Here is a 19,695-nt window from a genome sequence, read left to right as displayed (position 1 = left end):
CCTCCATGCCGCGTTTTCGCCTCGATATCGAATATGACGGCAGCCAATTCGCCGGCTGGCAGCACCAGGCGGATCAGCCTTCGGTGCAGCAGGCGATCGAACTGGCGATCGAGAAATTCTGCGGCGAGCAGGTCAGGCTGCGCGCCGCAGGCCGCACTGATGCCGGCGTGCATGCCACCGCCCAGGTGGCGCATGTTGACCTCGCCAGGGCCTGGTCGGGCGACAAGGTGCGCGACGCCGTCAACGCCCATCTGCAGGCGGCTGGCGCGCGCATCGCCGTCTTGGAGGCGGGTATCGTTGCCGACGATTTCGACGCCCGCTTCTCCGCCACCGGCCGGCACTACCTCTACCGCATCCTCAACCGCCGTGCGCCGGCGGCGCTGGAAAAGGGCAAGGTCTGGTGGGTGCCGAAACGGCTCGACGCCGAGGCCATGCACGACGCGGCGAAAGTTCTGCTCGGCCGCCATGACTTCACCACCTTCCGCTCGACACAGTGCCAGGCCGAAAGCCCGGTTCGCACGCTCGACCGGCTGGATGTCAGCCGCTCCGGCGACCTGATCGAGGTGCGAACCTCCGCGCGCTCCTTCCTGCACAACCAGGTGCGCTCGATGGTTGGCTCACTGAGGCGCGTCGGCGACGGCTCATGGACCGCTGCCGATCTCAAGGCGGCGCTCGACGCGCAAGACCGCGCCGCCTGCGGCCAGGTGGCGCCGCCCGACGGCCTGTTCCTCATTGGCGTCGACTATCCGGAAGGATCCTAGCCCTCTACCCTGGTGGGTATGGTGATGCCGAGCAGCGCCTGCAGCCCGAACAGCACGACCAGCGAGGCCACGAACATGCCGGCGAAGACCGCGGTGCCGACGGCGGCCCCCCTGCCGATCACGGCATTGGTCATGCGCCAGGTCAGTATCATCGAGACTGCGAACAGGAGCAGCGACACCAACCCCGGGACCTCGTTGGTCGAGGGCAGGAAAAGCCGGATCAGCGCCGACGGCAGCATCAGCCAGGCGATGATCGCCGACGCCCAGTTGCTGGCGACGACATAGTGGACGAACCGGCCGCCGATGCCGACGCGCGGCGCGACCAGCGCCAGGCCGACCAGCGGCAGCACCCAGGAGCCAATGTCGACCGTCGCCAGCCTGAGCAGCATGCTGAAGCGTCCGGCGAAGGCGTTCGGATCGCCGATCTCGTTGGCGATGCCGACCCAGCCGACGATCAGCGCCGGCGCCGCCACGACGATGGCGAAGAAGGAATTCCAGAAGCCGTCCGCCGACAGGTCGAGCAGGCGCAGCCCGTCGACCTTGCCGAGCATCAGCCGCCAGGCGCCGGCCAGCGACGCGTAGGTTTCGTCAGCCGACAGCACGGTCCTGCCCGAACCAGTCTTCGATGAAGCGCTGATAGATCCCGGTCAGCGTCTCGAGGTCGGCAAGCGCGACGCGTTCGTCGACCATATGCATGGTCTGGCCGACCAGTCCGAACTCGACCACCGGGCAATAGTCCTTGATGAAGCGTGCGTCCGACGTGCCGCCGGAGGTGGAGAGCGCCGGCTTCCTGCCGACCGTCGCCTTGACCGAACTGCTCAGCGTGTCGATCAGCCGCTCGTCGCGGGTCAGGAAGACGTGGCTCGGCCGGTTGCGCCAGACGAGCTCGTAGTCGACCGGGGCCTTCTTGCCTGGCCGGTACTTCTTGCGCCCGGCCGCCTGGTCGAGGCGGTTGTGGATCTCGGCCTGGATGGTCTCGGCCGTCCACGTGTCGTTGAAGCGGATGTTGAAGGTGGCCGTCGCCTTGGCCGGGATGACGTTGGTGGCCGGATTGCCGACGTCGATCGAGGTGACCTCCAGATTGGTCGGCTGGAAATCCTTCGTCCCCTTGTCGAACACCGGATGGAGCAAGGCGTCGACCAGGCTGACCAGCCCGCGCACCGGATTGTCTGCAAGCTGCGGATAGGCGGCGTGGCCCTGGCGCCCGTTGACGGTCACGCTGCCGGAGATTGAGCCGCGCCGGCCGATCTTGATCATGTCGCCGAGCGTGTCCGGATTGGTCGGCTCGCCGACGATCGCGGCATCCCATTTCTCGCCTTTGCCCGCCGCCCATTCGAGCAGCTTCACCGTGCCGTTGATCGCCGGCCCCTCTTCGTCGCCGGTGATCAGCAGCGAGACCGAGCCCTTCGGCCCGCCCGCCTTCTCGACATGGCGCGCCACCGCGGCGATGAAGCAGGCGATGCCGCCCTTCATGTCGACGGCGCCGCGGCCATACATTTCGCCATTGGCGACCTCGGCGGCGAAGGGCGGGTGCGTCCAGGCCGCCGCGTCGCCAACCGGCACGACGTCGGTATGGCCGGCGAACATCAGATGCGGTCCGTTGCCGGAGCGCCTTGCATAAAGGTTCTCGATGTCCGGCGTGCCGTCTTCCGAGAACACCGGACGCTCGACGGCGAAGCCGAGCGGCTTCAGCATTGTCTCAAGCGCGGCGAGCGCGCCGCCTTCGGCGGGCGTCACCGAGGGGCAGCGGATCAGGGCGGCAAGATTTGCGGCGGGGTCGGTGGGCAATTTCATGGACAAAGCGATAATCGAAAGCGAAAGGCCTGTCACGACCAGACGTCATGGCCGGCCATGGCGCCGACATTATGGTTTTCACGTCGTATAGTCGCAGACCAAGGTGAGACTATCGCATGGCCAGGGAAGAAAAGACCATCGCCATTGCCGGCGCCGGCAGTATCGGCTGCTATGTCGGCGGCTGCCTTGCGCTTGCCGGACGCAAGGTGGCTTTGCTGGCGCGCCCGCGCGTCGAGGCGGCGTTGCGCAAGGATGGCTTGCGGGTCAGCGACCTCGATTGCCGCGACCGCCGCATCGCGCCCGCGGCGCTTTCCGTCACCGCCGATCCGGCTGAGGCCCTGGGCGGCGCAGACATCGTCCTGGTGACGGTCAAGAGCGGCGCCACCGAGGAGATGGCGGCGCTCGTTGCGGCGCATGCCAGCCCGGAAGCGGTGGTGGTCAGCCTGCAGAACGGCGTCGACAATGCCGAGAAACTGCGGGCAAGGCTTGCCGGGCGACGGGTGCTTGCCGGCATGGTGCCGTTCAATGTCGTGCAGTCCCCGGATGAGGCGCCGTTTCACGTGCATCGCGCCAGCGAGGGCAAGGTGATGCTCGAGGACGGCGTGGCGGGCCTTGCCGACCTTCTCGATGTCGAGGGGCTCGCGGTCGAAACCGACATGACGGCGGTGCTGTGGGGCAAGCTGCTGATGAACCTCAACAACGCTTTGGTGGCGCTGTCCGGACTGCCGTTGGCAATCGAGTTGGCCGACCGCCGCTGGCGGCTGATCCTGGCCGTCCAGATCGATGAGGCGCTGGCGACGTTGAAGGCTTGCCGAATTCGGCCGGCGCGCATTGCCAGCCTGCGCCCGGCGCTGCTGCCCTGGGCGCTCAAACTGCCCGACTGGCCGTTCCGGCGGCTGGCGCGGCGCATGCTGGCCATCGACCCCGAGGCGCGCTCGTCCATGTGGGACGATCTGCAGCGTGGACGGCCGACGGAGATCGGCGAATTGCAAGGCGCGGTGCTCGCTCTCGCCGAAAAGGCGGGCGTTCCGACACCCTTGACGGCGCGGGTCGCGGCCCTGGTGCGCGAGGCCGAGCAGCAAAAAGCGCGGCTCGCCCCGGCTGCCTCCGGAAGCGGTCACACCTGGTCGTCGATCAGGGTGATTTTCTGCCAGATCTTGCGCGACAGGTTGGACGCCAGGTTCTCGACGTCGTTGACGCCGTCGATGACCACGGCGTCATTGACGGACTGGGCGAACAGCGCCGCGATCTTGCCGGTGATCGACAGCATCTCCGAGCAATAGTCGAGGTAGCGGGCGAGGTCGGCGGCGTTGGTAATGCGGGCCGGCGAATGCGAGGTCGGCTTGAAATTCGCCGACAGCGTCGCCGGGTCCTTGGTCAGCTGGTGCATGTCGATGACATGGATCAGCGAGCGCAGGCCGTGCAGCTGGCGAAACACCTGCTTGCGCTTGATGCGCTCCTCGGTTCTGATCAGCGCCAGGAAGCCGATCACGGCGAGGATGATCATGTTGAGCGAGGCTTCGATGCCTTGCACCGACTGCAGGGCGTCGCTGGTCCGCGAAAGCCGGTCGAGCGGCAGGATGGTGCCGACGAAGACGAACACCAGCGCACCGGCAATGACGGCGGCGGCGATGAGGCCGCGCAGCCACCAGAGCGGCGCTTCCAGCGCCTTGGCGCCCTTTGCCAGGTCGCGCGACAGCGACACCAGCTCGGCGGCGACGCCGCGCAGGCCGGCATCGGGAAACCGCTCGGCGACGCGCTCCTCCAGCCGCTCGGCGGTCTCGATGATCAGCTTCGGATCAAGCGTGCGGTAGCGCATGGCGAGGATCGTCGCTCAGGAATCGGCTGGCGCGTTGGTGCGCCTGCCATAGCGGTTGGGGCCGGGCTGCCCCGGAAACAGGCAAAGCACGAGGAAGGCGACGATCGAGACGACCGGCACGAACAGCACCAGCGCCGCGATCCCGGGCTTGTCGAGATCGTGCAGCCGCTTCACCGCCAGAACGATGTTCGACCATAGCGAGCCGATGAAGGCGATGAAGAAGATGAACGACCACATGTTGCTCTCGGGCGAGCCTTCTGGCACCAGCGTGAAGCGATACAGAGGAAATGCCTGGACGATGGCGACCAGCAATCCGCCGAGAAAATAGGCCGCGCGGCTGACGCGGCCCGAGGTTTTGAAGAAAAGCCAGGTAAGGTCGGATTTTTCAGGCAAGCGGATCCGGTCCATACTGATTGGCGCCCCTGGTGCCTTCAAGGATGCCGAGTTCGACCAGCAACCAGATGCCGCCGATGATAGGTATAAGGCCGATCAGCGTCCACCAGCCCGACTTGTTACGGTCGTGCCAGCGTTTGGCATAGAGAGCAATCGCGAAATAGATCGACGCCAGCGAGACGAGGACGCCGATGATGCCGATCTGGCCGCCGCTGGCCGTAGTAAAACGCGTGCCGAGGATCGCGTCGAGAATGAAGGCAATGATGGCGATGACAATGAATACACCGATGCCAGCCCAGAACTTGGCGCGGTTGATGCGACCCTCGAAGCTTGTCAGAAGATACTTCCAGTCCATGACGCCCCTCCGTGTTGAACCAGCGCGACGGATTGTCGCGCCGGCGGAGGGTGCGTCCGTTTCCCGAAAAGATCAATCGCGAAGCAGTTCGTTGATCGAGGTCTTGGAGCGGGTCTTGGCGTCGACCCGCTTGACGATGACTGCGCAGTAGAGGCTTGGGCCGGGTTCGCCGTTGGGCAGCGGCTTACCCGGCATCGAGCCGGCGACGACGACCGAATTGGCCGGCACTTCGCCATAGAAGACCTCGCCGGTGGCTCGGTCGACGATCTTGGTCGACTGGCCGATGAACACGCCCATGCCGAGCACCGAGCCCTCGCGCACGATACAGCCCTCGACCACTTCCGAGCGCGCGCCGATGAAGCAATTGTCCTCGATGATTGTCGGACCGGCCTGCATCGGCTCCAGCACGCCGCCGATGCCGACGCCGCCCGACAGATGCACGTTCTTGCCGATCTGGGCGCAGGAGCCGACCCCGACCCAGGTGTCGACCATGGTGCCCGAATCGACATAGGCGCCGACATTGACGAAGGACGGCATCAGCACGGCGCCCGGCGCGATGTAGGCCGAGCGGCGCACGATCGACGACGGCACGGCGCGGAAGCCGGCCTTCTCGAAATCGACCGCGCTCCAGCCGTCGAACTTCGACGGCACCTTGTCCCACCACACCGCCTGGCCCGGACCGCCCTTGATGATCTCCATCGGGTTCAGCCGGAAGGAAAGCAGCACCGCCTTCTTCAGCCACTGGTTGACATGCCACTTGCCGTCGGCCTGGCGCTCGGCGACGCGGGCAGCGCCGCGGTCGAGCAGGTCGAGCGCCGCCTCGATGGCATCGCGCGTCTCGCCGCGCGTCGCGGTCGAAATCGCGTCGCGCTCGTCAAAAGCCTTCTCGATGGTCTTTTCGAGGCTCGCCAGATCGGGCTTTGACATCAATTCGCTCCGTTACCAAGCTGTTAAGGGACAGCGCCTTAACCTGTTTCAAAGTCGCGCCGACCCAAGCAGGCTTCGTTCGCTTCGCGAAATTGCCTGCCTCAGTCTTTGCCTATCGCAGGTTCTTGTCGCAAAACCGCGGGACACTTTTGCGGAACCTGCTTATGTGAAGGTCGGATAGGGGTCAATCGCGACTGCGTCACGGGACGGCGCAAGTGGAGAAAATGGACGGGTGGATTTGATGACTCCCATGGAAAAGGCGGGATGGACGCCGCTGCCGCATTCGGATGAGGATCTGGAGCGGGCAAAGAGCGTGCCGGACACGCCGCAGACACGCGCCGACACCTACAGGCTGGCCTGGAACGATCCTGACTTCATGACGCGCCGCGAATTGCGCGCGGTCAGGCTGCAGCTCGAGCTGCTGAAGCCGGAGATGATCCTCGCCGAGCGCGGCATCCAGTCGACGGTGATCCTGTTCGGCGGCGCCCGTATTCCGGAGCCCGGCGGCGAGGCCTGGGCGGCGAAGAACGAGACGCAGAAGCAGAACCTCGAGCTGAACAGCCGCTACTACGAGGAGGCGCGCAAATTCGCCCGTCTCTGCTCGCAGCATTCGGCCAGTTCCTACTATCGTGAGTTCGTCGTCGTCACCGGTGGCGGGCCTGGTGTCATGGAAGCGGGAAATCGCGGCGCCGACGACGTCGGCGCGCCTTCCATCGGCCTCAACATCGTGCTGCCGCACGAGCAGGCGCCAAACGCCTACGTGACGCCGGAACTTTGCTTCAACTTTCACTATTTCGCCATCCGCAAGATGCATTTCGTCATGCGCGCCAAGGCCGTCGCGGTGTTCCCGGGCGGCTTCGGCACGATGGACGAATTCTTCGAGACGCTGACGTTGATCCAGACCGGCCGCATGGAGCGCGTACCGGTGATCCTGTTCGGCAAGGCCTTCTGGCAGCGTGCGATCGATCTCGATTTCCTCGCCGAGCAAGGCACCATCACGCCCGGCGACCAGGACATCATCGATTTCGTCGACACCGCCGACGAGGCCTGGGACATCATCAGCCGCTTCTACAAATTGTAGGCGGATTCCGCAAAAAGCGCCCACGGTCTTCCGGCAGCAATCTGCGACAAGCAAAAGGCCCGAGCAGCGCGTTCGTCGGCTTGCAAGCGAATGTCAGTACTAGAGGGGCGATCCCCGCTGCCCGTTTTCTCGCTGTGCGTGGCGCTTTTGCTATTGCAGTTCGGCCAGCCATCCGACCGAGTGCGCGAAGCGCACTATCGCCGCCCGGGAGTGGAGTTCGAGCTTGTCGGTTGCCCTGGTTCTGTAGGTCTCGATGGTCTTTATGCTTAGATTGAGCCGCGAGGATATCTCCTTGTTGCTGTAGCCGAGTGCAACCAGCTGGATCACGGACCGTTCCCGCTCGCTCAGATTTCCCGCATCGCCCTGCGCGCAGTTGCGCGGGCTGAGCATTCGCGCGGCCAGCGCCGGGTCGACGTAATTGTCGCCGGCCAGCACGCATCTGATGGCTTGCAGCAGGTCGGTGGTCGTCGACCGTTTGACCACGAACCCCCGGCCGCCGGCGGCGAGCACTTGGCGCAGGCAGCCGGGATCTTCGTGCGCCGTCAGTGCGATGCACTTGAGGTCGGGGAACCGTTCGAGGAGGCGCTCGATAAGCATGACCCCATTGATGCCGGGGAGCGAGATATCGATGACCGCAACGTCGGGCTCAGCCTTGCCGATGGTTTCGAGGGCCTCGGCCGCGTTCGCTGCCAGTCCGACGATCGTCATATCCTTCTGACCATCGATCATCGCCCCGATACCCGACAGGACGATAGGGTGGTCATCGACCACAAATATCCGCCTACGCGACACCTTTAACCTCCATCAGTCCGCCAAAGGTACATCACGTGGAGAGGTCCCTTGCCCTTGATGGTTCGAATGACGGCTCGTCCCGGCTGACGGGAGGAGCGCGTCTATCCCTGCAGACCCTGAGCGGGAGCAGTGGGTCGTACATCTCGTCGAACCCTCGCGCCGATTGTAAGCCGCAGCTAAAGGTCTCGGATGTGGCGCGCTTCACGTAGCCCATCGCGAACCTCGAGCTGCTGCCGAGGTTTTTCGTTCAGAATCGCATGCGGACAAATGTCTGGTGCGGATCACATTGCCGTAGACAATCGTGCGCGCCTCGCGGTCCAGGGAAGCCCTCAGTCCGTCAAGGGCACATCGGCATAGAGGGTGGTCCCCTTGCCCCTGGCGGTTTCAATCGACAGCTCGCCTCCGACCAGCGCGAGGCGCTCTCTCATTCCCGCAAGCCCCAGGGCGCGGGAGCCGGGCGTGGCATCGGCATCGAACCCGCAGCCATCGTCTTCGATCGTAAGGCGCAGCCGGCGGTCGCCAATATGTGCCGTCACACTCGCGCGGCGCGGCTGAGCGTGCTTGCCGATGTTGGTAAGCGCCTCTTGCGCGATACGGTATAGGGTCAGGGACACTTCGGGGGCGAGTGGGCACGAAAGTGCTTCGAGGTCCATGTCGCAAGGGATTTCGAGTTGGGCACATAGCATGGCGGCGAGATCCTCGACGGAGGCGCGAAGCCCCAGGTGATCCAGGTCGGCGGGCCGCAGGCTCCAGGCGGCGGCGTGAACCCTGGCGCTCAGTTGATCGACCAGCATGACAGCCCGCGTGAGACGCTCGCCCTGTTCCAGGGATCCTGCGCGGATGCCGTGCAGTTCGAGCGCGACACTGGCCAGCAGCTGGCCGAGATCGTCGTGAAGCTCGCGCGACAGGCGCCGGCACTGTTCTTCCTGCACGGCAATCAAGCGCCGCGCCAATCCCTGGCGCCGCGGCTTCGAAGTGTCGTTCTCGCGTGTGTCGATACCAGTCCGCATCGCCCCTTCTGTTCTCTTGCCGGTGTCTAGAGGACTTGCTGTTCACCGGGCTGTGAGAAGAGGCCCCGAATTTCTGCCTCTCAGCGCAATATACGCCGGCATACGCCCTTATGCCTGTCAGTTTTTTCCCGATTCCACCGGCTTTTCCCGACAAGGACATCGGCTGAAAAACTGACAGAACATGCCGATCAGCCCGAATGTCGAGGCGCCTTTTCTGCGCGCATTCTTCTTGCGTCGTCTCGGCCATCTTTGTTGCGGTCGGGAAGTTCAACGCAAACCAAGGAGAACGTCATGAGGAAGATCATTCTGGCCGCGGCGGTCCTGTCGGCTCTGACAGGTTCGGCGTCCGCATTGTCGATCGGTAGCGGCAACGGCAATGGCAACGGCAACGTTGGCGTCGGCAACGGCAACGGCAACGGCAACGCCAATACCGGCGCCTTCAACGGCAACTTCAACGGCAATGGCAATTTCGGCTTCGGCAACGGCAATGGCAACGGCAATGCCAATGCGGGCGCCCTCAACGGCAACTACAACGGCAACCTCAATGCCGGCGCCGCCAACGGCAACGGCAACGGCAACGGCAATTTCGGCCTCGGCAACGGCAACCTGAATGGCAACGGGAACTGGGGCATCGGCAATGGCAATGTCAACGGCAACGGCAACTGGGGCATGGGCAACGGCAACGGTAACGGCAACGCCAACCAGTAGCGTCGAAAGGCGCTGAAGCTTCTGGGATCGCCGGGCCACGCGCCCGTCCCCCGCGCGAGGCTGTCGCGACAGATCGCCGGCGATCCCAGTCCTTTTGAGGCAGTGGGGTACGGAAGGAGTTCGCACATGAAACCGAGCGTCGTATCGGCACTATGCATGGGCCTGCTAAGCGCGACCGCCGCGAAGGCCGCCGACAACCGCACGACAGGCGCCCAGGCCTTCAGCATGTCACGCGTCCAGCAAAGCATCGGCCACTACGGCCAGTCCATCGGTTCAGATGTCCGCGGCATGAATCCGCTCGGGTTCGCGGGCGGCAATGTCGGTTACAAGAACAGCGGCACCGGCAACGTCGGCGCCTTCAATAGCGGCACCGGCAACGTCGGCGCCTTCAACGGCAACGACAACACATCGTCGACCAGCGGAAATCACAATGTCGGCGCCTTCAACGGCAACGGCAACACCGGCGAGTATGACGGCACCGGCAACGTCGGCGCCTTCAACGGCAACTTCAACGGCGGCTCCTTCAACGGCAACGGCAACGTTGGGGCCTTCAACGGCAATTTCAATGGCCGGGGAAACCGCTGATGGCCGCGGCGCGACCATCAGTTTGCGTCCGGCACGGCAACCGTCGGGTCGGGGCGAGGCTGTTAACGGGAAGCGGCCTCGCGCTCGGCATGCTGTGCGTCGCCAACGTCGTCGCTGTCGCCTCGATAGCGGACAGGATCGCCGACTTTCCCTTTGGCCGCGGCCATATCGGATTTGCCGATGGCCTGGCCAACAGCGATACCTCGAGCGGTAACGGCAAAGGCGGCAGCTTCAACGGCAACGGCAATTCCGGCAGCTTCAACGGCAACGGGAACGCCGGCAATTTCAACGGCAATGGCAACGCCGGCAGCTTCAATGGCAACGGCAATGGCGGCAGCTTCAACGGCAACGCCAATTGCGGCAATGGCTTCGGCAACGGATTTTCATCCGACGGCAATGGCAATGGGAAGGATGAGGGAGACCCACCTGCCTGGTGCCGCTTCCTGAGGGATCTGAATGGGCGGTTGGGGCTGCCGCCCGGCACAATCCCGGACTTCGACTGACCGGAGCCAGCCGCGCACGCGCTCGGGCGGCATGCACCGTCCGATCGGATGACGGCGTCAGGTCCTGACTTCGACGATTGCCGTCAGGAAGCCGGCAAGGTCATCGGTGACGAAATCGACATCGTCCTCATTGGCCGGGTCGCGTTCCCAGATCTCCGAAAAGGTCGGCTCGAAATTGCGTGGCACCACCAGTACCGTGGTCATGCCCAGCGATTTCGGCACCGAGAGATTGCGGGCCAGATCCTCGAACATCACCGCATTGTGACCGGTGACGGAATGCAGCTCGGCGAACCGTTCATAGGTCTGGCGCGCCGGCTTGGGGTTGAGCCCCGCCGCAACGATATCGAAAATGTCGTCGAAGTGGTCGAGGATGCCGAGCTGTCGCGCGGTGCGCTCGGCATGCCTGCGGTCGCCATTGGTGAAGATGAACTTGCGGCCGGGAAGCTGGCGGATCGCGGCCCCGAGCACTGGATCCGGCACCAGCCAGGAATAGTCGATGTCGTGTACCTTTTCGAGGAAGTCGTCCGGGTCGATGCCGTGACGCGTCATCAGGCCGTTCAGCGTCGTTCCATACTGCTGGTAGAGTTCCTTCTGCAGCTTGCGCGCCTCGTCGCGCGGCAACGTCAGGAGCTCGCCCACATAGGCAGTCATCTTCACGTCGATCTGCGCGAACAGGTTCGAATGGTGCGGATAGAGCGTGTTGTCGAGATCGAACACCCAGTCGGTGACGTGGGCGAAGCGGGCGGGGTCTGGCTGCGTCGTCATGCGCTCCTTATGGCACGAAACAAAATCTCTGGCTGGGATTTATCCACAACTTATGCGCGTCGCTTTCGATGAAATGGCGCGTCGTTTCAAATTTTAGCCATCGCCGAAAGGTCACCTTCAGCGCTTGCTGGCACAGAGGCGGTTCTGTGGGGAGTCAGCGATGAATCGCCTATTTCTGAAGTCCGCCGCCGTTGCTTGCGCTTCGGTAGCCGTCTCGCTTCTGTTGACGCTTATAATCGTCCCCGCATTGGGTCTCTCGGTCAACCGCGCCATATGGCTGACGTCGACGGTCTTCCCGCTGGTGCTTGCCTGGATCGCCAGCGCAACAACCTTCTGGCAGGGCGACAGATTGAAGAGCGCGCATCGCGATCTCGCCCGCGCGCATGCCCAGCTTGCCGCCGCGCACCGGCGCCTGTCGGAAAAGGCGAGCCGCGACGACATGACCGGCATGCTCAACCGCGAAAGCTTCTTTGCCGCACTCGACGGCTCCCGGCGCAAATCCGATCGCGGCGCGCTGCTCATCATCGACGCCGATCACTTCAAGATGATCAATGACAGCTACGGCCATCTGACCGGCGACGAAGCGCTGCTGCTGATCGCCAGCGCCATCGAGCGCGGCGTGCGCAGTGGCGACGTGCTCGGCCGGATCGGTGGCGAGGAATTCGCCGCCTTCCTGGTCGGCGCCACCGCGCAGGAGGCCAAGCGCGTCGCCGAGCGTATTCGCCGCGAGGTCGAGCTGATCCGCTTCCGTCCGGTCGACGAGCGCACCGTGCCGCTCACCGTCTCCATCGGCGGCACCATATGTGGCGAAGGCGTCAACGTCTCCGAGCTTATGCGCGCCGCCGACCGGCGGCTCTACGAGGCGAAGCATCGCGGCCGCAACCTGTCGATCCTCGATCGCGATGTCTCGGAAGCCGCCTGAGATCCATCGGCGGAGCGCACGCTCGCACCGGCACGCGCCTGCGAGGAATTCCTAACCATGTTCGCATGCAACCACGACGTTTACCCGGTTGTGGCAAGGTATCGGCTAGGGTTGGCACGAAACTGGCCTGTCCTGGCCGGCGTGTGCCGTTCGGGGAACGTCATGCGTGGATCGAGGTCCCCATCGAAAGACGTTATCATGAGCTTCTTCGTCAAGAGAATGTCGCGCCGCGCAATCGTGCAGGCGCTGATCGCGCTGCCGGCCCTGTCATTGTTCCGCAACCAGCCCGTCGTCGATCCGGACGAGATCGTCGAGGTCAATGGCTGGATCCTGAAGCGGAGCGATCTCGCGTGATCTTCGACAGCTACGAAGCCTTCCGTGCGGCGAATTTCGCCGCCAAGGCCTGCATCCTCGGCTCCGGCCCGGCGGGCACCACGATCGCCAGAAAGCTCGGCGCTGCAGGCATTCCTGTGGTCGTGCTGGAGGCCGGATCGCGCGAATTCAGCGACGAATCGCAGGATTTCTACCGCGGCACCACTGTGGGCGATCCCTATTTCGATCTCGACATCACGCGGCTGCGCTTCATGGGCGGCTCCTCCAATCACTGGGCCGGCTGGTGCCGGGTGCTCGACAGCCAGGATTTCGAGCCCAAGGCCTGGGCGCCGGACACCGGCTGGCCGATCAGCCGCGCCGACATCGAGCCCTATCTGGCGGAAGTCCACGACATCCTCGAGCTGCCCGACTTCCGACCGGATGTGCCAATCTCGGACGACATCCGTTGGGTGCAGCTGATCAAGAGCGGTGCAGTGCGCTTCGGCGAGAAGTTCGCTGACGAGCTGGACAAGAGCAAGAACATCGCCGTGGTGCTCAACACCTATGCCACCGAACTTGCAGGCGACGGCAGGCGGGTGAGCGGCGCCCGGCTGTGGTCGAACGGCCAGGACGCCGGCGTCTTCAGCGCCGACTACTTCATCGTGTGCACCGGCGGGCTGGAGAATTCGCGGCTGCTCCTGTGGTCGAACCAGCGCTCGAATGGCGGCGTGGTGCCGAACGCGCAAGCCCTCGGCCGCTACTGGATGGAGCATCCGACCTTCGAGGGCGGCAACGCCATCCTGGCGGACTATGGCGAGTTCGAGGTCGATGCCGTCAACGAGGCCTTCTTCTCGCCGACGCTCACCGCCATGGAGCGGCTGCAGATCCTGAATTTCGGCATCAGGCTCATCGAGTCGCCCTATCCCAGTGTCAAGCGATTGATCGCCGACCTCGCCTGCACGGCACCCGACATGGCCGAATGGATGTCCGCCAAGCTCAGCCAGCGCCTGCGTTGCGCCGCCCAGCTCTATGTCGCGTGGGAACAGGCGCCGCTGGCCTCGAACCGGATCGCGCTGTCGAAGACCGATGTCGACCACGCCGGCGTGCCGCGCATCGAACTGCACTGGAAGAAGTCCCCGCTGGAACGCCGCACAATTCTCGAAGGCCTCAGGCTGTTCGGCAAGACGCTGGCCGAGAAGAACCTTGGCCGGGTGCGCATCGCCGACTGGATCCTCAATGGCGGGGACTATCCGACGAATGAGGAGACGGCCGGCCACCACCATATGGGCGGCACGCGCATGGGCACCGATGTGACCAAGAGCGTGGTCGATGCCAATTCGAAGGTGCACGGCATGGACAATCTCTATGTCGGCGGCTCCTCGGTGTTCTGCACCTCGGGCGAATGCAATCCCACCACGACCATCACCGCGTTGGCCTGCCGGCTTGGCGATCATCTGAGCAAGATCATCGCCGTCTAGGCAATTCCAGGAAAAGTGCGTCGCGGTTTTCCGTCCGGGAGGAAATCAATCATTCGGAAGAAGCAGGCGGCGCCGGCAACCCGACAGGCCGCCGGCGCCGCCCTGGCGCGCCTTTGGGGGGAATTGTTCCGCCGCCGGGCTTAAAGCCCGTAGACGGCGATGCGCACCAGCACCGCTGCTGCCGCCAACGCGACCAGCAGAATGCCGAGGCCGATCGGCGAACCCCAGCCGTACCATTCCATCGCCAGCTTGGCGTATTTGAACTCCTCTTCGTGCGAGAGGGGAGTCCGCTGGTGAATCATGCTCATTTTCTGCTCCTTGTCGGCGACCGGGCCTTGCCTTGCGCAAGCTGTGGTCGCATATTGCTACTGTCGTCTTAATGTTAGACAATTTGATAGTTAGATGATCGAAATAAAATCGTCAAGCACGAATCGAACCGATATGACGGCCACCATCAGCCAGGCCATCATGCGCTGGCAGGATGCGACCCAGGCCTATGACGAAGCGGTTGGAGCGAGGCTCGGGCTGAATGCGGCGGAGCGCCAATGCCTCGGCCTGCTTTATGGCGGCCCGCAATCGGCGGGCGCGGTGGCGGTGGCGACCGGGCTGACGCCGGCCGCCGTCACCGCGCTGATCGACCGGCTGGAGGCGCGCGGCTTGCTGACGCGCACACGCAGCTTGGAAGACAGGCGCAAGGTGGTGATCGAGGCGACCGATCTGACCCGCGAGCTGTCGGCGCGCTATTATGGCGCGATCGCGCGGGACGGGGAAAGGCTGATCGCAAGCTTCAGCGACGCCGAACTGGCCGCCGTCCAGCGCTTTATCACCGCCGCGCTCGACCTGCAGCGCGAGCAGCTTGCCCGGCTGAAGGCCGAGGCGGCGGATGCCGGCTGATCCCGGCAGCTTGCTGACCCAAGTGGCAGCTTGCTGATGACAAGTGGCCGCAAATACTCGGAGCGGTCCAACCGCCTCATTGGCGACTGAACCGCTCCCTAGGTCGGCTGGGCGACGCCGACTTCAAAGCGCGACGCGCTGAAACGGATTCAGGCGCCGCGCTACAAGCACTTATCTTGATGCATGTCTTTCTCCCAAACCGCTGCGCGCTTTGGGCGACATGCACTAGACCGTCGCCGGGTCGAGCGCCGGCTTGCCCTTGTGGCGGGCGACGATGCCGGCGAGATCGGCGCTACCGAAGGCATCGCGCAACACGTCGAAGGACGGCAGCACGAAATAGGCGCGCTGGAACTTGTCGATCTCGTAGCCGGTGCGCATCACCGTCTCGAGGTCGAAGGGCACGTGGTGGGCGTCCTTGCCCTCGATGGCGAACTGCAATTCGGTGAACGACGACATCAGTCCGGCGCCGAAAGCCTTCACCGGCTGGCCGGGTTCCCGGATCAGCCCATATTCAGCGCTGTACCAGTAGAGGCGGGTGATCATCTCGTCGCCGCCAAGCGCGATCAAGTCCTCCGCCTTCTGGCCATACATCTGCATGAAGTCAGCGAAGACCGGCTGCGTCAGGATCGGCACATGGCCGAAGAAATCGTGGAACATGTCGGGCTCGACGATGTAGTCGAGCTCCTCCTTCGTCCGCAGCCAGTTGGTGACCGGGAAGCGGCGGTTGGCGAGATGGTCGAAGAAGGGCGCGGCCGGGATGAGGCCCGGCACGGCGACGATCTCCCAGCCGGTCAGCTTGCGCAGCTTCTCGCTGATCACGCCGAAATCCGGGATCCGGTCGAGTAGGCCGAGTGCCGCGACGCCGTCGAGATAGGAGCGGTGCGCGAGCTTCTGCGTCAGCTTGGTCTGGCGGTCGCACAGCGTGCGCCACACCGCCTGCTCGTCGGCGCTGTAGTCGTAGCCCTGCGCCACGGTGAAATCGGCACGGCAGACCGAATAGTCGCCGCGCAGCCCCTGCGCCGCGCAGTCGCGGGCGTAATCGGCAACGCTGATCGTCATGGCTCTTCTCCTCGCGAAATCATGACTGGGTCAATTATTTCCGAAGCTTAGCCCGAGACAGCGAGGCAATTCCGCTTTGATCATGGCCTGCTTGCGCAATTCGAGGTAAAAGACGCTATCGAAAGGCTGTTGGAGAGTGAAAATGCCTCAGTTTGACGATTTCGAGATCAAGATGCTCGATATCCTGCAGCGCGACGGACGCAAGCCCGTATCGGAGCTGGCGCAGGAGATCGGCCTGTCGACCACGCCGTGCGCGCGGCGTTTCGAGGCGCTTCAGAGCGCCGGCATCATCAAGGGTTTCGCCGCCGTCCTCAGCCGCCGCGCCGTGGGGCTGATGGTCGAGGTATTCATCCAGGTGCGGCTCACCAGCCACAGCGACGGCTCGCCGGAAAGCTTCATCGCCGCCGTGCAGCGCATGGACGAGGTGTCCTCCTGCTGGACGATGACCGGCGACCATGATTTCCTGCTGCATGTGATGGTGCCCTCGGTCGACGACCTCAACGCCTTCGTCATGCACCGGCTGATGCGGCTCTCCGGCGTGCGCGACGTGCACACCCAGCTCGTGCTGCAGAACATCAAGGGACCAGGCCACGTGCCGCTCGCGCATCTCAGGCGGTAGCGGCCGGCGCGCCATTCCTGCGGAAAAGCTGCACCGAAACTGCTGAAGCAAGCCAACTCGCCATCCAGATCGACGGTTAGGACCAGCGGATCGCCACCGCAAAGGGTCCGCCATGAAAATCGTGCTGATCAACCCGCCGCACACCGCCATCGGCAGCCGCGTGCCGGACGACCATTTGCCGCCGCTCGGCCTTTTGGCGCTCGGCGGTCCGCTGCTCGACGCAGGCCATGAGGTGCGGCTCGTCGATGCCGAATTCGGGCCAATGCCGCTTCCGACGCTGGTTGACGACGCGCTGCGCGGCGATCCCGACTGCATCCTGATCGGCCATTCCGGTTCGACGTCGGCACATCCGACCGCGTTGCGGATCGCCAGGATGGTCAAGGTACGCTCGCCGCGGACGCTGGTGATCTATGGCGGTGTGTTTCCGACCTACCATTGGCACGACATACTGGCCGCGACCGATGCCTTCGATTTCATCGTGCGCGGCGAAGGCGAGGCGACCATCGTGTCGCTGGTCGAGGCGTTGGACCGGCGCCGGCCGCTCGCCGATGTGGCCGGCATCGCCTATCGCGACGACCTCGACCGTCCTTTCGCCACGCGCCCCGCAGGCACGATCGTCAATCTCGATGCTTATCGTGTCGGCTGGGAGCTGATCGATGTCAGACGCTACAGCTATTGGGGCGGCAAGCGCGCCGTGGTCATGCAATTCTCGCGCGGCTGTCCGCATCTGTGCAACTACTGCGGCCAGCGCGGCTTCTGGACCCGCTGGCGCCATCGCGATCCCGTGAAATTCGCGCGCGAGATCGCCTGGCTGCACCGTGAGCATGGCGTCGAGCTGATCAATCTCGCCGACGAGAACCCGACGTCCTCGAAGAGAGCCTGGCGGGCCTTTCTCGAGGCCATGATCGCCGAGAGCGTGCCGGTGCTGATCGTCGGCTCGACCCGCGCCGACGACATCGTGCGCGACGCCGATATCCTGCATCTCTATCGCAAGGCCGGTGTCATCCGCTGGCTGCTCGGCATGGAGAACACTGACGAGGAGACGTTGTCATTGATCCGCAAGGGCGGCAGCACCGCGTCCGACCGCGAGGCGATCCGGCTGCTCAGGCGGCACGGTATCTTATCGATGGCGACGTGGGTGGCCGGATTCGAGGACGAGGGCTTTCACGATCTGTGGCGCGGCTTCCGCCAGCTCATCGCCTACGATCCGGACCAGATCCAGGCGCTCTATGTCACGCCGCACCGTTGGACGCCGTTCTTCCGCATCGCCCGGGATCGCAGGGTGATCCAGACCGATGTCCGGCTTTGGGACTACAAGCACCAGGTGCTGAAGATGACGCGGCTGCAGCCGTGGATGCTGTTCTTCAGCGTCAAGCTGATCGAGCTCGCCGTGCAGTCGCGGCCGAAGGCGCTGGCGCGCGTCCTGTTCCATCGCGATCCCGAGCAGCGCCATTCGATGCGGTGGTACACGAAGATGGGCCGCCGCGTCTGGTTTCGCGAAGTCTGGGGGTTCCTGGTCCGCGACCGCCGCGTGACGGACGGACCGAGCCTCGCCGAATTCTGGGGCGCGCCGCAGGACGCCGAGGAGGAATCGATGATTTTTCAGCGTCCGGCGCCAAGGCCGACGGCTTCGGCTATGGGATCGCTTGAGCAGAAAAATTAGCCGGCTGATTATAGCGATTGGCCGTTTCTCGGAAACGGCGAACTTGCCGCGTCAGGGCACGATCAGGGTGCCGGCGCCGTGCTCGGTGAACAGCTCCAGCAGCACCGAATGCGGCGTCTTGCCGTTGAGGATGACGACGCCCTCGACGCCGCGCTCGATCGCCTCGATGCAGGTCTCGACCTTCGGGATCATGCCGCCCGACACGGTGCCATCCCTGATCAGCGCCTTGGCCTCTGAGACCGTCAGCTCGTCGATCAGCTTCTTGTTCCTGTCGAGCACGCCGGGCACGTCGGTAAGGAACAAGAGCCGCGAGGCCCTGCAAGCGCCGGCAATCGCGCCGGCGAAGGTGTCGGCATTGATGTTGTAGGTGTGGCCGTCGCGGCCGGGCGCCACCGGCGCCAGCACCGGGATCATTTCGGAGCGGGCGAGCAGGTCGAGCAGCGTGCGGTCGACCTCGACCGGCTCGCCGACGAAACCGAGATCGAGCACCCGCTCGATGTTGGAGTCCGGATCGATCATGGTCTTGCGCGCCTTTTCGGCGAACACCATGTTGCCGTCCTTGCCGCACAGCCCGATCGCCCATTCGCCTTCGGCATTGATCAGCGCCACGATCTCCTTGTTGATCGAGCCGGCCAGCACCATCTCGACGATCTCGACCGTCTTCTGGTCGGTGACGCGCAAGCCCCCCTCGAACTTGGATTCGATGCCCATCTTGTTGAGCATGGCGCCGATCTGCGGTCCACCGCCATGCACGACGATCGGATTGACGCCGGACTGTTTCAGCAATGCGATGTCGCGGGCGAACGCCTTGCCGAGCTCGCTGTCGCCCATGGCATGGCCGCCATATTTCACCACGACCGTCTTGTTCTCGTAGCGCTGCATGTAGGGCAGCGCGCGCGAAAGCAGCGCGGCCTGCATTTCGGCGGTGGCGGCGATATCCGTCATCGGTGCGTTCCCAAGTGGCAAGGATGGCGCGCGTCTTAGCGGGAATTGCCGCAGGCCGCAAACGGCTTTGCTGTCACAATCGTGAAATCGTGCTTCCGTTCTCTAGCCCGGCACCTTGAGCGGCGCCCGCCGCTCCAGCCAGCCCGAAATCTTCTCCATCTGCGCGGCGAAGGACAAAAGCGTCTCCTCGTCGCCCGGGCGCCCCGCCGCTTGGATGCCGAGCGGCAGGCCTGCCTCGGTGACATGGACCGGCAGCGCGATCGACGGCTGGCCGGTGACATTCTGGATCGCCGGCCAATGGGTGAACCAC

Annotated in this window: 24 protein-coding genes and 1 pseudogene; 12 read left to right on the top strand and 13 right to left on the bottom strand. The window is 64.3% G+C overall.

Features of this window, described 5'->3' with window-relative positions; genetic code table 11:
• The first annotated feature begins 5 nt into the window (after positions 1 to 5).
• A complete protein-coding gene (gene truA / locus EN745_RS03825) occupies positions 6 to 761 on the top strand; it encodes a tRNA pseudouridine(38-40) synthase TruA (RefSeq protein WP_126057202.1) in 756 nt (251 codons plus the stop codon).
• Here the strand turns inward: truA and EN745_RS03820 are convergent.
• Together EN745_RS03820 and dapE are read right to left on the bottom strand one after the other, a co-directional pair.
• Positions 758 to 1,363, bottom strand: coding sequence for a transporter (locus EN745_RS03820; protein ID WP_126057201.1), 606 nt, complete (start codon positions 1,361 to 1,363; stop codon positions 758 to 760). The genes truA and EN745_RS03820 overlap by 4 nt on opposite strands.
• The gene (dapE, locus tag EN745_RS03815; RefSeq protein ID WP_126057200.1) at positions 1,350 to 2,555 is read right to left on the bottom strand and encodes a succinyl-diaminopimelate desuccinylase; all 1,206 of its coding nucleotides are present in this window, start codon (positions 2,553 to 2,555) and stop codon (positions 1,350 to 1,352) included. The genes EN745_RS03820 and dapE overlap by 14 nt, the downstream gene beginning before the upstream one ends.
• 116 nt (positions 2,556 to 2,671) lie before the next feature.
• Between dapE and EN745_RS03810 the strand changes: the two are divergent.
• A pseudogene (locus EN745_RS03810) lies at positions 2,672 to 3,698 on the top strand (2-dehydropantoate 2-reductase).
• Here EN745_RS03810 and EN745_RS36790 read toward each other — a convergent pair.
• The 4 genes from EN745_RS36790 to dapD all read right to left on the bottom strand — a co-directional run bounded on the left by EN745_RS36790 (position 3,673) and on the right by dapD (position 6,049).
• A complete protein-coding gene (locus EN745_RS36790) occupies positions 3,673 to 4,374 on the bottom strand; it encodes a hypothetical protein (RefSeq protein ID WP_126057198.1) in 702 nt (233 codons plus the stop codon). The pseudogene EN745_RS03810 and the gene EN745_RS36790 sit on opposite strands and share 26 nt — an antisense overlap.
• A gap of 15 nt (positions 4,375 to 4,389) precedes the next feature.
• Positions 4,390 to 4,767, bottom strand: coding sequence for a DUF805 domain-containing protein (locus tag EN745_RS03805; RefSeq protein WP_245455291.1), 378 nt, complete (start codon positions 4,765 to 4,767; stop codon positions 4,390 to 4,392).
• Positions 4,760 to 5,122: a DUF805 domain-containing protein gene (locus EN745_RS03800; RefSeq protein WP_126057196.1), complete on the bottom strand. Its 363-nt coding sequence runs from the start codon at positions 5,120 to 5,122 to the stop codon at positions 4,760 to 4,762. The genes EN745_RS03805 and EN745_RS03800 overlap by 8 nt, the downstream gene beginning before the upstream one ends.
• 72 nt (positions 5,123 to 5,194) lie before the next feature.
• Positions 5,195 to 6,049: a 2,3,4,5-tetrahydropyridine-2,6-dicarboxylate N-succinyltransferase gene (gene dapD / locus EN745_RS03795; protein ID WP_127420569.1), complete on the bottom strand. Its 855-nt coding sequence runs from the start codon at positions 6,047 to 6,049 to the stop codon at positions 5,195 to 5,197.
• Positions 6,050 to 6,290: 241 nt separating this feature from the next.
• Between dapD and EN745_RS03790 the strand changes: the two genes are divergently transcribed.
• A complete protein-coding gene (locus EN745_RS03790) occupies positions 6,291 to 7,130 on the top strand; it encodes an LOG family protein (RefSeq protein WP_126057194.1) in 840 nt (279 codons plus the stop codon).
• Positions 7,131 to 7,280: 150 nt separating this feature from the next.
• Here EN745_RS03790 and EN745_RS03785 read toward each other — a convergent pair whose 3' ends face one another.
• Together EN745_RS03785 and EN745_RS03780 are read right to left on the bottom strand one after the other, a co-directional pair.
• Positions 7,281 to 7,901 (bottom strand): response regulator transcription factor, encoded by a 621-nt coding sequence (locus tag EN745_RS03785; RefSeq protein WP_245455290.1) that lies wholly within the window; start codon positions 7,899 to 7,901, stop codon positions 7,281 to 7,283.
• A gap of 350 nt (positions 7,902 to 8,251) precedes the next feature.
• Positions 8,252 to 8,932, bottom strand: coding sequence for a sensor histidine kinase (locus EN745_RS03780; RefSeq protein ID WP_126057193.1), 681 nt, complete (start codon positions 8,930 to 8,932; stop codon positions 8,252 to 8,254).
• A gap of 291 nt (positions 8,933 to 9,223) precedes the next feature.
• On the opposite strand from EN745_RS03780, the gene EN745_RS35935 reads away from it, so the two are divergent.
• The 3 genes from EN745_RS35935 to EN745_RS35930 all read left to right on the top strand — a co-directional run bounded on the left by EN745_RS35935 (position 9,224) and on the right by EN745_RS35930 (position 10,728).
• Positions 9,224 to 9,640, top strand: coding sequence for a hypothetical protein (locus tag EN745_RS35935; RefSeq protein ID WP_189362945.1), 417 nt, complete (start codon positions 9,224 to 9,226; stop codon positions 9,638 to 9,640).
• A gap of 126 nt (positions 9,641 to 9,766) precedes the next feature.
• Complete coding sequence (locus EN745_RS03765) at positions 9,767 to 10,225, top strand: hypothetical protein (protein ID WP_189362944.1); 459 nt, start codon at positions 9,767 to 9,769, stop codon at positions 10,223 to 10,225.
• Positions 10,225 to 10,728 carry a hypothetical protein gene (locus EN745_RS35930; RefSeq protein WP_189347293.1) on the top strand — a complete coding sequence of 168 codons (504 nt, stop codon included), beginning with the start codon at positions 10,225 to 10,227 and terminating at the stop codon, positions 10,726 to 10,728. The genes EN745_RS03765 and EN745_RS35930 overlap by 1 nt, the downstream gene beginning before the upstream one ends.
• A gap of 57 nt (positions 10,729 to 10,785) precedes the next feature.
• On the opposite strand, the gene EN745_RS03755 is transcribed toward EN745_RS35930, so the two are convergent.
• Positions 10,786 to 11,493 (bottom strand): pyrimidine 5'-nucleotidase, encoded by a 708-nt coding sequence (locus EN745_RS03755; protein ID WP_126057189.1) that lies wholly within the window; start codon positions 11,491 to 11,493, stop codon positions 10,786 to 10,788.
• A 160-nt stretch (positions 11,494 to 11,653) separates the two neighbouring features.
• On the opposite strand from EN745_RS03755, the gene EN745_RS03750 reads away from it, so the two are divergent.
• The 3 genes from EN745_RS03750 to EN745_RS03740 all read left to right on the top strand — a co-directional run bounded on the left by EN745_RS03750 (position 11,654) and on the right by EN745_RS03740 (position 14,205).
• The gene (locus EN745_RS03750) at positions 11,654 to 12,415 is read left to right on the top strand and encodes a GGDEF domain-containing protein (protein ID WP_127420566.1); all 762 of its coding nucleotides are present in this window, start codon (positions 11,654 to 11,656) and stop codon (positions 12,413 to 12,415) included.
• Positions 12,416 to 12,613: 198 nt separating this feature from the next.
• Positions 12,614 to 12,769 carry a hypothetical protein gene (locus EN745_RS03745; protein WP_126057187.1) on the top strand — a complete coding sequence of 52 codons (156 nt, stop codon included), beginning with the start codon at positions 12,614 to 12,616 and terminating at the stop codon, positions 12,767 to 12,769.
• Positions 12,766 to 14,205: a GMC family oxidoreductase gene (locus EN745_RS03740; RefSeq protein ID WP_127420565.1), complete on the top strand. Its 1,440-nt coding sequence runs from the start codon at positions 12,766 to 12,768 to the stop codon at positions 14,203 to 14,205. Before EN745_RS03745 ends, EN745_RS03740 begins: the two co-directional genes overlap by 4 nt.
• 140 nt (positions 14,206 to 14,345) lie before the next feature.
• On the opposite strand, the gene EN745_RS35925 is transcribed toward EN745_RS03740, so the two are convergent.
• Positions 14,346 to 14,513 carry a hypothetical protein gene (locus EN745_RS35925; protein ID WP_189362943.1) on the bottom strand — a complete coding sequence of 56 codons (168 nt, stop codon included), beginning with the start codon at positions 14,511 to 14,513 and terminating at the stop codon, positions 14,346 to 14,348.
• A 94-nt stretch (positions 14,514 to 14,607) separates the two neighbouring features.
• Between EN745_RS35925 and EN745_RS03735 the strand changes: the two genes are divergently transcribed.
• Positions 14,608 to 15,099, top strand: a complete 492-nt coding sequence (locus EN745_RS03735; RefSeq protein ID WP_126057185.1) for a MarR family transcriptional regulator — start codon at positions 14,608 to 14,610, stop codon at positions 15,097 to 15,099.
• A 225-nt stretch (positions 15,100 to 15,324) separates the two neighbouring features.
• Here EN745_RS03735 and phhA read toward each other — a convergent pair whose 3' ends face one another.
• Positions 15,325 to 16,158 carry a phenylalanine 4-monooxygenase gene (gene phhA / locus EN745_RS03730; RefSeq protein WP_126057184.1) on the bottom strand — a complete coding sequence of 278 codons (834 nt, stop codon included), beginning with the start codon at positions 16,156 to 16,158 and terminating at the stop codon, positions 15,325 to 15,327.
• A gap of 142 nt (positions 16,159 to 16,300) precedes the next feature.
• Here phhA and EN745_RS03725 point away from each other — a divergent pair, with 142 nt between their 5' ends.
• Both EN745_RS03725 and bchE read left to right on the top strand, forming a co-directional pair.
• Positions 16,301 to 16,777 carry an Lrp/AsnC family transcriptional regulator gene (locus EN745_RS03725; protein ID WP_126057183.1) on the top strand — a complete coding sequence of 159 codons (477 nt, stop codon included), beginning with the start codon at positions 16,301 to 16,303 and terminating at the stop codon, positions 16,775 to 16,777.
• Positions 16,778 to 16,889: 112 nt separating this feature from the next.
• Positions 16,890 to 18,440, top strand: a complete 1,551-nt coding sequence (bchE, locus tag EN745_RS03720; RefSeq protein WP_127420564.1) for a magnesium-protoporphyrin IX monomethyl ester anaerobic oxidative cyclase — start codon at positions 16,890 to 16,892, stop codon at positions 18,438 to 18,440.
• Between the two features lie 51 nt (positions 18,441 to 18,491).
• On the opposite strand, the gene argB is transcribed toward bchE, so the two are convergent.
• Together argB and EN745_RS03710 are read right to left on the bottom strand one after the other, a co-directional pair.
• Positions 18,492 to 19,385 carry an acetylglutamate kinase gene (gene argB / locus EN745_RS03715; protein ID WP_126057181.1) on the bottom strand — a complete coding sequence of 298 codons (894 nt, stop codon included), beginning with the start codon at positions 19,383 to 19,385 and terminating at the stop codon, positions 18,492 to 18,494.
• Between the two features lie 102 nt (positions 19,386 to 19,487).
• Positions 19,488 to 19,695: amidase family protein (locus tag EN745_RS03710; RefSeq protein WP_245487625.1), on the bottom strand; the 208-nt coding region annotated here is incomplete at its 5' end.

It is taken from the genome of Mesorhizobium sp. M4A.F.Ca.ET.022.05.2.1, assembly GCF_003998845.1.
Classification (GTDB): Bacteria; Pseudomonadota; Alphaproteobacteria; order Rhizobiales; family Rhizobiaceae; genus Mesorhizobium.
Note: the sequence above shows the minus strand (reverse complement) of the source record. Positions and strands in the feature narration are given on the sequence as shown.